Below are 14,723 nucleotides of genomic sequence, written 5' to 3'. Positions count from 1 at the left end.
TTCAAGCTAAAGATATGGAGCAATATAAATACAATTTGTCTATTGGATTTAAGGTTTGTTTATCAATTTCAATATTTTTTATAATTTTAGACCTAATTATCATTTTTTCATTTGTTAAGAATAATAGAAAACAAGTTATATTAAAAAATATTTCCTAATGCGGAAATATTTTTTTATTTCTTAAATAAGTCGTTTGCTTTTTTGTATTCAAATTCTTTAACTGTTTCTTCTAATTTTAAAATTGATGGTTGATCGTCAAAAGGTTTTACTTCTTGAACATTAATTCATAATATTATTAAATAATAAATTAATATTTTTTGTTGTATTAGGTATTCTTCTCAATATGATTCATATCTATTTAAAAATATTTCTTCTTGTTCTTTTGTTAGGAAAGAACCTGTTATAAAGTAGGCTAAATCAAAGTGTTTATCACCCATTGATGCGTATTCTCAATCTATGAAGAATATTTTATTATCTTTTGCTCTTTTTATTATATTAGCTGTGTATAAATCATTATGTAACGGTCTATTATGTTGACTCTTAGATAAAATTAAATTAATACGTTTGTAGTATTTATCTAAAACATCAATTTTAATTTTTTTTTCTTTTAATATTTGACGATATTTTTTAACTCTTGCGGAGTGATTTGATTTTGGAAATTTTAATTCTGAATCATGTAATGTTTTTAAATTATCAGCAATTACTTCTAAATCCTCTTTTGTGAATTCAGGATTTTTACCTTCAATTCATTGTCATTCTAAACATTTTGGCGTGTCATCCACTAGTTTAGGAACAAAATCAAATTTTTCCAATAATTTGTAATCAATTTTATGATTAAATCAGTTGTATTTTTTTATTTGATAGAAATCACCATTATCATTAATGAATGATTCGTTTGTAAAACCTATGTTAATTTTCTTCATTTTACCTCTTAAGTAATTAATTTTTATTTGATTATATCACAATACAAAGTACAATTTAATTATATGGTAAACTTTTTAAACAAACACAACAAAAAGAGATATTTAGTTTTTGATATTGGAAATTCATCTATTAAATACGCTCTTTACAACTCATCTAAAAAATTATTAAGGTATAATTTTCAATTGGTCAGTGATGTTGAAAACACACTTGCATTAGTTCAAGTAATTAAACAATTTTTAAAAGAAGCAATTGATTTGGAACAAAACCTTGAGGTGATATTAGGTTCGGTTAATGACAAAATGTATTTTTATTTTGTGAAAACGCTTTCAGAATACTATCCAAATATTAAACCCTACATAATTCATAGAAGCCAAAAATTTAATACAGATTTTTCAAATGTGGATATTAATGAATTAGGTATTGATTTAATTGGGTTATGTGAATCTAACGATTCACCCAATTCAGTTACTATTAGTTTTGGAACTGCTTTAACTACAGTTATAAAACAAAATAATAAATTAATTTCAGTAGCTATTGCACCTGGATTTTACGAATCTTGCTTACACTTATTTAAAAAAATTAAAAAACTTGATAGAAAACTTATTGAACCCAATTTATTAAATGACTCCGGAACCGATACTCCTTCAGCTTTAAATTTAGGTTTTAAAGCCACTGTTTTTGGGTATATTCAATATTTTTTAGAAAAATATCCGATTGAAAATTATTCTTATACTATTACAGGTAATGATCAAATAATAAAACAAATTAATATTAAAGATATTAATTGAATTAAAACAGAAGTTATGGATGGTTATTTAAAAATATTTTTAAATAATAAATTTAATAACATTTAGTGATTAAAATAAGTATTAAACATGTTTATTTATGTAAAAAATTGCAAATTATATAGATATTTAAATGTGTTTTTAACTTAAAATATAACGAATTTAGTTATTAATAGTTTATAATATTATTATGAATTCAAATAAAGAAAAAATGAATGGTCTTATAAGTCAAAGAATAATTCCCGCAATTATTGTTGCGGTTATTTTTATAATATTTATAGCTCTAAATAGATATAGTTTTTATCACAGTTATAATTTAAATAATGGTGTTTTTTGATTTGTGAGATCACTTTCACTATTATTAATTTTTAGCTTCTTATTTATAATGCTTTTTGAATTATCAAATGCTTATTTACAGAACAAAAAATTAGCTATTTTACTATCATTTGTAGGGGTTTTAGGCTTAATTGTAAATTATCAATATTTATTAAATATACTATTATTAAATAAATCTAACAAATTAATTAGTGAAGAATCACACATATTTTTAATTTTAAAAAATAATATCTTTAACTATATTTTAGGAAGTTGACAAACTTATGTATTTTTATTACTACTATCAGTATTTTTTGGTCTATTAAGATATTATAGTAATAATACTAAAACAAACTTTGTAGCGTTACTTCAAAGAAGTGTAAGTTTCTTCTTGTCAACATTTATTATTATTAATTTCATAAAAACATATGCTTATTTAAACACTTTAAACACTGGATTGGAATATATTATTATATTCTTTATATTCTCAGTTTCATATGATACCGGCGGTTTCTTTGGTGGAATATTTTTCGGAAATAAATTATTTAAAGCAAAAATGGCACCACTCATTAGTCCTAAAAAGACTTGAGAAGGAGCGATAATAGGTTATTTATTTGCTATATTAATTTCTTTAATTTTTGCTTTTTCTTACTACGGCATAAGCCAAAGCGTTCAAAAAGATAGTTTATTATTAGAGTTAATTTTCAATAAAGATATAAAAAAACTGAGTTTTTCATTACTTATATTAGCTTCACCAATTTTTGCTTTACTTGGTGATTTATATTTTTCTTATATAAAACGTAGACTTGAAATTAAAGACTTCTCAAAAATTTTAAGAGGACACGGTGGAATTTTAGACAGGTTCGATAGTGTATCTTTTGTTTTTATTTTATGAAGTTTAATCGGAATTATTGCATGAAAAAGTTAAAGGAGTTGTATGTCTAAATTTAGAGATAATCTATTAAATAGTTTTGCTATTTATTCTGGTTTAAAATATGATCCAGAATTAGATGAAGTTAGAATGGAACAAGTCGGCGAAAAAGAATTTACTTTTGTTATTTTCTCGCTTCTAAGTTTTAAAACATTTAAAAATCTATTATGATCAACAAAAAACTCTAATAAAGCCAAAGAAAATAAATATAACTTCGTTGTTGAGAATTATATTTATGAATCTACAGAATTTAAAGAATACCTTATTAATATTATTCCAGCACTAATTAAAAAAATACCTAACGTTGCTGAATTAATCAAAAAAAATCCCTCATCATTAGTTATAAACCCAAATGATGGAAGTTATATCATAAGATATGATTCAAATATTCCGGACGAAGAAATTGACTATGCTAAAGAGTTAATTGAATCAAACATGAGCTACTATGGTTTCAAAGACTTTAAAATTGATTTTCAATTACAAATAGTATCGAATAATTTATTACATATTGAAGAACGTGATAAAGAATTACAAGAACAAATTAGAAAACTTAGTAGAGAAGAACTTAGCACCCAAAAATCAAACTATAATCCATCATCATACAATAATAATTCAAATTATAAATTTAATAAATATTCAAAAAATACTTATACACACGTAACTATTAAAGATATGTCTACTTATTCAGAACTTGAAACAAATAAAAGAGTTCATTTTGAAGGTGAAATATATCGTGAAGAAATAAGAAGACTAGGTAACGTTTATGTGGCCAAGTATAGTGTTACAGATTATAAAGATACAATAAACGTTTCGCATTATCTTGGAGAAGATAAGAATAATGTTACAACATTTAAAGTTGGTCAATTTATTGTAGTTGATGGTTTATTACAAATCAATAGATACGGTTTTGATCTCAGTAGAAATGTTAGATCAGATAAAATTATTGTAGGTGATAACCCTTACCATAATGTGACACTAGATGACGCAGAAGAAAAAAGAATTGAGTTATCAGCTAGAACAAAAATGAATACTATGGATGGTATTTTATCTGCTACTGATTTAGTTGAAATAGCTAAAAAACATGGTCATAAAGCTATTACAATACTTGATTCGAATTCTGTTCAATCGTTCCCGGAATTTACTCAAGCAGCGAAGAAAAATGGTATTAAACCTATTTACGGAGTTTCTTTTGATATTATCGAGAAAGGAAATAATATTATTTTAGGTGAGTTTAATCCTGAAATCAATATTAATGATGCTGAGTTTGTTGTATTCGACATCGAAACAACTCACTTGTCACCAAGAATTGGTGAACTAATTGAATTTGGTGCCACAGTAATTAAAAACGGTGATGTTATTAATAAAACACAATTTTTCGTAAAAGCCAAAAAACCATTATCTGCTTTTACAACTAATTTGACTGGAATTACACAACAAATGGTTGATAATGAAGGTATCGAATTAGATGATGCCTTAGATCGAATTTATAAATTATTCGAAGGTAAAATTGCTGTTGCTCACAACGCAAAATTCGACATGAACTTTATAATTCAAAAATTCTTAGAAAAAGAAAGAGAATTACCTAAAACTACTTATATCGATACACTTATGATTTCAAGAATTATTTTTGAAGATAAGAAAAAACATAGTTTAGGTGAATTTTGTAAAAACTTTGATGTTATATATGACACTGAAGTTGCTCACCGTGCCGACTACGATGCTGAAGTACTAGCAGGCGCATTTAAAAATTCTATTTTTTGATTTATAAATAATAACGTTCATACCTTAGGACAATTAAATGAATATACAAGAGATGAAAGTTTATTTTATTCTAAATTAAATACTACTTTTAACCAATATTCAGTAATCGCTTTAAACAATGAAGGTTTAAAAGAAATGTTCCAAATGATTTCAAAAACTTTAACAGAACGTTTTTGAAATTCACCAAAAATGTTTTTTGAAGATTTACCTAAAAGTAAAAATATTTTAATTGGTTCAAATGGTTTAAGAGGTGAATTGATTGATAGACTTCTTTATTCAAATGATATTGAACTAGAAAAAATAATTAATAGATGTGATTATATTGAAGTCCCTGCACCACAAACTCTTTCGCATAAATGAAGTGGAAAAGATGATTTTACAAAAGAAGAAATTGAACAACTTCTAAAACATCTTATTAATAAGGCTAAAAGCCTTGGAAAAATGGTTGTGGCAATTGGTGATGTTAGATATGAAACCAAAGATGATGCAATATTTTTTAAATCATTAGTTTATTCAAAAGGTATTGGAAATACTTCTCACTTTTTATTTGACTACAGAAAAAAAGATAGCTTACAAATCCCAACTTTAAATTATCTAACAACAAAAGAAATGATTTATCAATTCAAGTTTTTAGGTCATCTAGATTTAATAAAAGAAATTGTTATAGAAACACCAAACAAAATAGCAGATATGGTTGAAGACGAAATTATAGTAACTCGTGAAAAACTATATACACCTAAATTCGATAATTCTAATGTTAAACTTAAGGAATTAGTTTATGCTAATGCTCACAAGAAATATGGTGAAAAATTACCTGAAATTGTTGATTTAAGAATCAAACAAGAATTAGAACCTATTTTAAAATATGGTTTTGACGTAGTTTATTGAATTTCACATATTTTAGTTAAAAAATCAGAAGAAAATGGTTACATTGTAGGTAGTCGTGGTAGTGTTGGTTCATCATTTGTTGCAACAATGGCCGAAATAACTGAAGTTAACCCGCTTCCGCCTCATTATGTTTGTGATAATTGTAAATATTTTGAACTAGTTAAAAATCCACCTACTCCATCCGGTTATGATTTAGACGATAAAAAATGTGAAAAGTGTGATATTTTAATGGATAAGGATGGTAACTCTATACCTTTTGAAACTTTCTTAGGTTTCCAAGCTGATAAAGTTCCTGATATTGACCTTAACTTCTCAAGTGAGTACCAAAGTTTTATACATGACTATATTAAAGAACTTTTTGGAGAGTATCATACATTTAGAGCGGGTACAATATCTACGATAAAAGATAAAACTGCATTCGGTTATATTAAAAAAGCAAACGAAGAATATAATTTTGGATACACAAATAGTTATATCGATTTTCTTTCATATAAAATCGAAGGTGTTAAACGTACTACAGGACAACACCCTGGTGGAATAATAATTGTTCCTAAAGAATTCGATGTTGAGTATTTCACACCTATTAACTATCCAGCTGATGATACATCACTAAATTGAAAAACTACTCACCTTAACTTTGAATCTATACATGATAACTTGTTAAAATTAGATATTTTGGGGCATAGAGATCCTACAGCGATTGCTATGTTATCTAAAATGACTGGGGTTAATGTAAAAACAGATATTCCTAAAAAAGATCCTAGAGTTATGTCGTTATTTTATAGCACTAAAGAATTAGGGATACAACCAAGTGAAATTGGTGACGAACCTACCGGGGCTGTTGGTTTACCTGAATTTGGTACTAACTTCGTTCGTAAAATGCTTAAAGATGCTAACCCGAGAACTTTTTCGGACTTAATTTCTATTTCAGGACTATCACACGGTACAAACGTTTGAAAAGGAAATGCTGAAACTTTAATTAAAGAACAAAATATGTCAGTTAGTGATGTTATTTCTTGTCGTGACGATATTATGTTAATTTTAATTAAACGTGGTTTAGATCCGTTATTTTCATTTAAGGTAATGGAAAAAGTTAGAAAAGGTAAGGGATTAAGTACTGAAGAACAAACGGAATTAAAGAAAAATAACATTCCTGAATGAATGATTAAAAGTATGTTAATGATAGAATACATGTTCCCGAAAGCCCATGCGACAGCTTATGTAATTATGGCGTGACGTATTGCTTGATTTAAACTATATAAACCGTTAGAATACTATTCAACATACTTATCAATTCGGGTATCTGAATTTGATATTAAAGTTATTGTTGATGACTTTAAAGCGGTTAAAATTAATGAAAAAATTAATGAAATTAATAAATTAAAAGACAAAAAGAAATTAGATGAAGATCTTTTAGTAACTTTAGAAATAGCACGTGAAATATATGCTAGAGGTTATAAAATTTCTAATATTGATTTAATGAAATCAAAAGCAGATGAGTGAATTATAGACTATGATAATAAAGCCTTAATTCCACCTTTCACTGCGCTAAAAGGTTTAGGACTTGCTGCTGCTCAAAAATTAGTGCAAGCACGTGAAGAAAGACCTTTTATTTCAAAAGAAGACTTCAGATCAAGAAGTGGAGTTAATAAAACTATAACTAATGTATTGGACGAATTGGGAGTTCTTAAAGATTTAACAGAAACAAACCAAATGTCATTATTTACATTATAAAAGGAGAGAAAAATGAATAAACCAAAAATAATATTTATAGACTTAGATGGAACAACTTTAGATGGTCCAGGTGAAAAGTTTTGACACAAAGAACCTACAGAGTATACTAAAGAAATAATTAGAAAGTTACAAACACAAATACCAGTTATTGTTTCAACAGGTAGAGGTGTAAATCCTAAAACTGCTAAAATAGTTAGAGATTTAGGTTCTGAGACATATATCGCTTGAAACGGTGCTCAAACCGTTATAAAAGGTGAAGTTGTTAACAAAGAAATCGTTGATAAAGAAGTTGCTCAGGAATTATTTGAAGAAATTAAGAAAAGTAAATCATTTGTTGTTTACAACTCAAATTCAAGAGATTTAGCATTTGTTAAAAACTGATTATATAAAGTGCTTATGGGATTCGGTAAGAAAAATGCTAAAAGATACAAAGATTACAAAAATGATTTTGACGTATATAAAGCACTTGTTTGAAACTTAAATAAAAATAAAATTAAAGAACTAGCAGAACAATGATCTAAAAAGTTCGAAGGAAGATTAACAGTTACAATTAGTGGTAACAATAACATTCTTGAAATAACAGGAGCTAACGTTTCTAAAGGAGATGAGGAATTAAGGTTATGTAAACTTTGAGGAATTGATCCTAAAGATGCAATTCATATTGGTGATTCGATGAATGATGCTTCAGCTAAAGGTAAAGTTGGTAAACTTATTGCTATGGCTAATTCAGTTGATGAACTAAAAGAAATTGCGGATGAAATCACAGAAGAAACATGTAATGATTCAGGTTTAGCAAAATACTTAAAACAATTTATTGAAAAATAAAAAATACATATTCAATTAAATACAGAATATGTATTTTTAATTCACTTGCTTAAGTGCCTAAAATAATAAACAAAATAATAATTTTTATAAAATTTAATAATAAAAATAATATAATAAATATACGTAGTTTTCTTATTTTAAATTTAAGAATTTTAATAAGAAATAAAAACATATAAATTAGGAGATTTATGAAAAAAAATAATTTTGATAATAAAGAATACTTGGATAAAGTTCACGCTTGATGAAGAGCTGCAAACTACCTATCATTAGGTCAAATGTATTTAAGAAATAACCCATTACTTTTTAATAAAATTCGTCCAGAAGACATTAAAATGTACCCAATTGGTCACTGAGGAACAATTCCTGGTCAAAACTTAATTTATGCACACTTAAACCGTGTTATTAATAAGTATGACGTTGAAATGTTTTACATCTCAGGTCCAGGTCACGGTGGACAAGTTATGATCTCAAACTCATTTTTAGATGGTAGTTACACAGAGTTATTCCCTGAAATCACAAATGATACTGAAGGTTTAACAAGAATGTTTAAGAGATTCTCATTCCCTGGAGGAACAGCATCTCATGCTGCTCCAGAAACACCAGGATCAATTCACGAAGGTGGAGAATTAGGTTACGCAATTTCACATGCTGTTGGAGCAGTTTTAGATAATCCAAACATTATTGCCGCAACTGTTATTGGTGACGGAGAAGCTGAAACAGGTCCTTTAGCAGGAAGTTGATTCTCATCATCATTTATTAACCCAGTAAATGACGGAGTTGTTTTACCTATCCTTCACGTAAATGGTGGTAAAATTTCTAACCCTACAATTTACGCAAGAAAATCTAATAAAGAAATTTCAGACATGTTATCAGGATTTGGTTGAGAAGCTATTTTTGTTGAAGCTGATCCAAAAGATACAGTTGGTATTCATGAAATAATGGCTGAAAAATTCGATTTAGCAATCGAAAAAATTAAAGCAATTCATGAAGAACAAAGACAAAGACCAGCTGAAGAAGCAACAAGACCATTATGACCTGCTTTAATCGTAAGAACACCAAAAGGTTGAACATTACCAGAAAGAATTAATAATTTAAAATACGAAGGAAGCTTTAGAGCTCACCAAGTGCCAGTTCCTGTTAGTTCAGAAAATCCAAAAATGATTGATGAATTAGAAAACTGATTGTTATCATACAAACCACATGAATTATTCAATGAAGATGGTTCATTTAAAAAAGAATTTGCTGATATTGCGCCAAAAGGTGAAAAAAGAATGGCAATGCACCCAATTACAAATGGTGGTATTAATCCTCAATTACTTAACTTTGGTAAATGAGAAGACTTTGCACTTAAATTTAACAAACCAGGTGAAGTTAAAGAGCAAGATATGGTTACAGCAAGCCACTTTTTAGCGGATCTTATTAAAAGAAACCCTACAAACTTTAGAGCATTTGGGCCAGATGAAACTAAATCAAATAGATTATTTGAAGTTTTAAAAGTTACAAACAGACAATGAATGGAAAAAATTGATCCAGAATTAGATGAAGCTTTAAGTCCTGCAGGTAGATTAATTGATTCACAATTATCTGAACACCAAGCAGAAGGATTCTTAGAAGGTTATGTATTAACAGGACGTCATGGATTCTTCGCTTCATATGAATCATTTTTAAGAGTTGTTGACTCAATGTTAACACAACACATGAAATGAGTTGTTAAAGCAAACAAAATTTCATGAAGAAAAGATTACCCTTCATTAAACGTTATTGCTACTTCTACAGCATTCCAACAAGATCACAATGGTTATACACACCAAGATCCAGGTATCTTAGGTCACTTAGCTGATAAAAGACCTGAATTAATTAGAGAATACTTACCAGCTGACTCAAATACATTATTAGCAGTATTAGATAAGTCATTTAAAGAAAGAAATGTAATCAACTTAATTGTTGCTTCAAAACAACCAAGAGATCAATTCTATAACACTGAAGAAGCTAAAGAATTAGTTGAAAAAGGTTATAAAGTAATTGACTGAGCATCAACAGTTAAAGAAGGTGAAGAACCAGATTTAGTAGTAGTTGCTGCTGGTACAGAACCAAACTTAGAAGCACTTGCTACAATTTCAATATTACACAAACACTTTAAAGATCTTAAAATTAGATTTGTTAACGTTGTTGATTTATTAAAATTAAGACACCAAAGTATTGATCCTCGTGGATTATCAGATGAAGAATTTAATTCTGTATTTACAACAAATAAACCTATTTTATTTGCATTCCATGGATTCGAAGGTTTAATTAGAGATATCTTCTTCTCACGTAGAAACCACAATTTATGAATTCACGGATATAGAGAAAATGGTGATATTACAACATCATTCGACATTCGTTTAATGTCACACATGGATAGATTCCACATGTCTAAAACAGCTGCTAGAGCAGTATTCGGACAAGAAAATGCAAAAGATTTCTTAGATTTAATGGATGAAAAAATAGCATACCACAACTATTACATAAAAGAAGTTGGTATTGATATTGATGAAGTTAGAAATTGAAAATGAGAAGATTTAAATAAATAATATAAGTTAAAAACCTAAACTGTTTGACGTTTAGGTTTTTAATAATTAACATTTTATTTATGTGAACAAAATATTTATACATACTTTTGCACCAAAAGTTATACAATATTCGGTGCAAAAGTAGATATAATGAAATAGTTATAAGTATATTTAATTATTTATATTGTGTCACAACAATTAAATTAAAAAGACCTAGGTATTTTAAATCCTAGGTCTTTTTACAACCTTAAAGTAGGTTGGTGAGTAGTTTCTTACTTGTATAATCTTTTATTTTTTAATTTGCTTATTTATTTCTAAATGTAATTCATTAGAAATAAAGTTTAAAGCTTTTTCGAGATTTGATTTTATTATCTCTTTTGTTATTGAAAAATTATATTTTTCAGACTCTATAGTGATAATTAATTTCACTTTGTTATCTGTAGTTTGAGATTGATTTAAATTTGTAATGTTAAATTGATACTTTTTAAGTTTTGGTTTCAGACTAGCGAATTGTATTGATTCTTTTTCGTATAATTTTATTGTCTTATCAAAGTTATCATTATTTAAATTTGATTTATCTAGATTCTTAAGTTCTAAATATAACTCATTTGAAAGATAATTTAAAGCCTTTTTAAGATTTTCTTTAGTCACTTCTTTTTTTGCTGAGAACTTATATTTTACAGAAGAAAAGTCGGCGCTTAAATGTACTTTCTTTTCTCCTTTTAAAGAATCGTTAATATTGCTAATATTAATTTGATATTTTCCTAATTTAGCCACTACAACTTTAAAAGTATTAGATAATTCATAATATCTTTCTAATTTATTATCTAAACTTTCAACATTAACTTCATTCATTGATTTTTCTTCAGGTAAATCAAGTTTATGAGAGTTTTCAATTAATTTTGAAATATTCTCTTTAACTAATTTCTTAAGCGAATCTTTTTTAGATTCAGAAAAATCTAATGGATATATAGAATCTATATTTTCAAGTTTTAAAGACCCTTTAAAGTATCAAGTTGTCTTACTATCTTGTTTATTAGTAATATCAAATTTTAAAAACTCAATTTTATCGTGTTGATTTTTATTAACATAGTTTTTTCATTCTTCATCAGATGACAAACTAAGTGTTTCTTTTGGGACATTAGAATATGTTTTTGCTCATTTTTCTAATTGTAAAATTGCATCATTTATTGAATCTTTTTTCTTAGTTTTATTTGACTTAAAATCTTTAGTTTTAGTTTTATCGCCTATTTTAACTAAGATTGTAATTACACTTTCTCAATTATTATTTGAACCTTCTTTAATAACTTGCGAAATTGCATTTTTTAATTCAATGACATCTGATTTAATTAGTTTATGAGTTTGGCTATTTTCTGTTGGTATTTTAAATTCTACTTTATTTTGCTTAGAAATTGCAACTTCTCTATTATTTTTAACTGAGTTATTAATAATATTTTCGTCACTTTTTCCAGAAGATTCACCAATTTGAAGTAGTCTAATAACAACATCTCTTGTTACATTGATATCATAGTTTGAATCAATATAAACTGCACCAATAATTGCTTCGATAATGTCCGCGTTTTCTTTAGAACTATAATTTTCATCATCGGCAAGACTAGAGTGTTTGAGTTCATTAATATTAATAGCTTTGGCAATTTTCTTTAGGTGTTCATTTTTGAAATAACCTTGCGATTCTTCATTAATTTTACCTAAATCTACACCGATATCTAAACTAGGGATATCTATTTTCTTATATTTGTTAATTAGATACTCTTTAACAACTAAGTTTAAAACAGGATCCCCTAAAAACTCTAAATACTCATTGTTTGCTGTTTTCAATCCATTTTCCAAGCTACCACCGTTACTATTGGTGTTTGAATGACCTCTAGTAATTAGTGCTTGGGTTAATAAAAGTGGATTTTTGAAATTATATTTCAAAATTTTGTTTTGTAGTTTAATCATATCTACCTCCTATTTAATTTAAGAATAAATACGTAAGAAACTACTCGCTTATATTTTATAACAAAAAACAAATTGGTTATAGTAAAAATATATTATCACACAAAATTTAATCAATAATTTATTGAAATTTAAACCTCATTTTTAGATAGGTATATAATTTGTTAAAGTTTATTATAAAAGATTAAGGAAGGTAATAACGATGAAAAAGAAAATATTATTATCAATGATAACTACTACTCTTTTACCAACAATCGGAGTAGTTTCTTGTTCTCAAAATAAATATGAAACTAAAAAAATCGACACAAATACAGATATAAATAACACAAAAAATGATAGTGTTATAGATAAAGTGGAAAATACTGAAAGTGATAGCACTAACGGTAACAACTCTTCAAATGAAGATTCTACAATAAATGACAAAATTAGTAATGATACTTCTTCAAATGCTTCGAATACATATGATGGTACCGGTAAAAGCACTGAAGGTTCAAGTGAAGGTGGAACGACAGAAAATAATACACAGCCAAAAATACCAACTTTCCCAGACGCTGATTTTTTCCGTAATTTGAGTAAGAAAAATCATCAATATTCAGTTGATGTGAGCAAATTCGATAAAACCGAAGCTAGTGATATTTATAAAGAAATTTATGATCGTACATTTTCCGTTAAATTTGGTGTAAATTTAGAAAAAAATAACGATTCCTTTTTAGCTTCCTCAGCTGGTACGACATGATTATTAGATTATCATAAAGAAGATGAGAATAAGTACAAATTATTTTTTGCAACTAACTTACATGTAATTGGAATGTTGTCAAATACTTTAGATAATTCGATAGCTGAAACATTGAATTATGTAGATGAAAGAGGCTTCGAAGCAAATTCCATATCTATTGGTAAAAGTAATGTTCCAATAAAAGATTTTAGTCCTAAAAATAACAATTTCCCTTATGGTGGTTATGAAGATTATAAGGCAACATGATTAACTAACAATGAATATTTCACAAATCGTGAAAAAAGTGATGAAGATGCTTCTAGAACAACTAAAGCTACAGAAGGTGCTATTTCAAAACCAAAATTAATTTTTGCTGGTTATGATTTTATTAAACATGAATATATTGATAAATATCAGGAAGATGCGAAACGTAAAACACAAGAAAAACTGGATAGTTTAGCAAATACTTCTTATGATCCGGATGATAAAAGTAGTGAAGTTTGAGCACTTAATAACACATTGAAAAATAATAAATATATTCCATTTTACACTGACTTTGCCGTCTTTGAAATAGATGTTGATTTTACTAAAATGACTTCTAATTATGCAGAGTGATTTAAAAATGCAATTAAAGCATTAGATAAATACATCGAAAGAAATTCAAAAAATATAACCCCAAATCAAGATAAATCAATTTCTAAATACATGCTTACAACTGACTATATTACTGCTGAAAAACAGACGGGCACTGATAATTTAAAGAATTCTAAAAATATTTATATTGGTGGATACCCAGCTTATGAATCCTCATTTTCTTCATGAAGTCAAAATAATCCAGTAGAAAGAAATAGTGATGAAACATGATACAATAGAGCACCAAAAAATTCAGAAGCGTTTGGTCTTCCTTCTAGAAGTTATGAAGAGAAAATGACAAACAATAACTTTTCGCCATATACAACAGTTTTTGGTAAAACATTAGCTGATTTTTATGGGTTTATACATTCAATTCATTTTTCTTCATTATACTATGGCGCTTCAGGGTCTGTAGTTTATAATGAATTTGGTCAAATTATAGGTGCATATAGTGGAGTAAGTAGTAAAGTTAAATATGGTGATTTAAGTTCTATTTCATCATTTACACCACTATTACTATCTGAAGACTACACACTTAATAACAACACCATCAAAGCTTATAACTTAATTGATGGAACTGATAAAACTAAATATGAAGGACAAATAGCTTCATATCGTGAAAACTTAAGAAAAATTTATCCATCAGGATTTGGAAACGGAAAAAAAGATACAGCATTATTCACCGAAGGTTTTTAAGAATT

8 protein-coding genes are annotated in these 14,723 nt (G+C 27.1%); 6 read left to right on the top strand and 2 right to left on the bottom strand.

Annotated elements, in window-relative coordinates:
* Nucleotides 1-173: 173 nt before the first annotated feature.
* Complete coding sequence (locus tag HTZ87_RS03400) at nucleotides 174-923, bottom strand: phosphotransferase (protein ID WP_174893150.1); 750 nt, start codon at nucleotides 921-923, stop codon at nucleotides 174-176.
* 63 nt (nucleotides 924-986) lie between these two features.
* Here HTZ87_RS03400 and HTZ87_RS03395 point away from each other — a divergent pair, with 63 nt between their 5' ends.
* The 5 genes from HTZ87_RS03395 (at nucleotide 987) to HTZ87_RS03375 (ending at nucleotide 10,736) form a co-directional block, all read left to right on the top strand.
* Nucleotides 987-1,778 (top strand): type III pantothenate kinase, encoded by a 792-nt coding sequence (locus HTZ87_RS03395; RefSeq protein WP_174893149.1) that lies wholly within the window; start codon nucleotides 987-989, stop codon nucleotides 1,776-1,778.
* 121 nt (nucleotides 1,779-1,899) lie between these two features.
* Entirely contained in the window at nucleotides 1,900-2,952 is a 1,053-nt protein-coding gene (locus HTZ87_RS03390) for a phosphatidate cytidylyltransferase (protein ID WP_174893148.1), read from the top strand.
* 9 nt (nucleotides 2,953-2,961) lie between these two features.
* Nucleotides 2,962-7,338 carry a PolC-type DNA polymerase III gene (locus HTZ87_RS03385; protein WP_174893147.1) on the top strand — a complete coding sequence of 1,459 codons (4,377 nt, stop codon included), beginning with the start codon at nucleotides 2,962-2,964 and terminating at the stop codon, nucleotides 7,336-7,338.
* 12 nt (nucleotides 7,339-7,350) lie between these two features.
* The gene (locus HTZ87_RS03380; RefSeq protein WP_174893146.1) at nucleotides 7,351-8,163 is read left to right on the top strand and encodes a Cof-type HAD-IIB family hydrolase; all 813 of its coding nucleotides are present in this window, start codon (nucleotides 7,351-7,353) and stop codon (nucleotides 8,161-8,163) included.
* A gap of 188 nt (nucleotides 8,164-8,351) precedes the next feature.
* Nucleotides 8,352-10,736 carry a phosphoketolase family protein gene (locus tag HTZ87_RS03375; protein ID WP_174893145.1) on the top strand — a complete coding sequence of 795 codons (2,385 nt, stop codon included), beginning with the start codon at nucleotides 8,352-8,354 and terminating at the stop codon, nucleotides 10,734-10,736.
* 267 nt (nucleotides 10,737-11,003) lie between these two features.
* Here the strand turns inward: HTZ87_RS03375 and HTZ87_RS03370 are convergent, their stop codons facing one another.
* Entirely contained in the window at nucleotides 11,004-12,677 is a 1,674-nt protein-coding gene (locus HTZ87_RS03370; RefSeq protein ID WP_174893144.1) for a ribonuclease III domain-containing protein, read from the bottom strand.
* A 199-nt stretch (nucleotides 12,678-12,876) separates the two neighbouring features.
* Here HTZ87_RS03370 and HTZ87_RS03365 point away from each other — a divergent pair, with 199 nt between their 5' ends.
* Nucleotides 12,877-14,718: an MIP family Ig-specific serine endopeptidase gene (locus HTZ87_RS03365; RefSeq protein WP_174893143.1), complete on the top strand. Its 1,842-nt coding sequence runs from the start codon at nucleotides 12,877-12,879 to the stop codon at nucleotides 14,716-14,718.
* Nucleotides 14,719-14,723: the final 5 nt, after the last annotated feature.

It is taken from the genome of Mycoplasma sp. OR1901 (genome assembly GCF_013348745.1).
In the GTDB taxonomy this organism is placed as follows: Bacteria; Bacillota_I; Bacilli_A; order Mycoplasmatales; family Metamycoplasmataceae; genus Mycoplasmopsis.
Note: the sequence above shows the minus strand (reverse complement) of the source record. Positions and strands in the feature narration are given on the sequence as shown.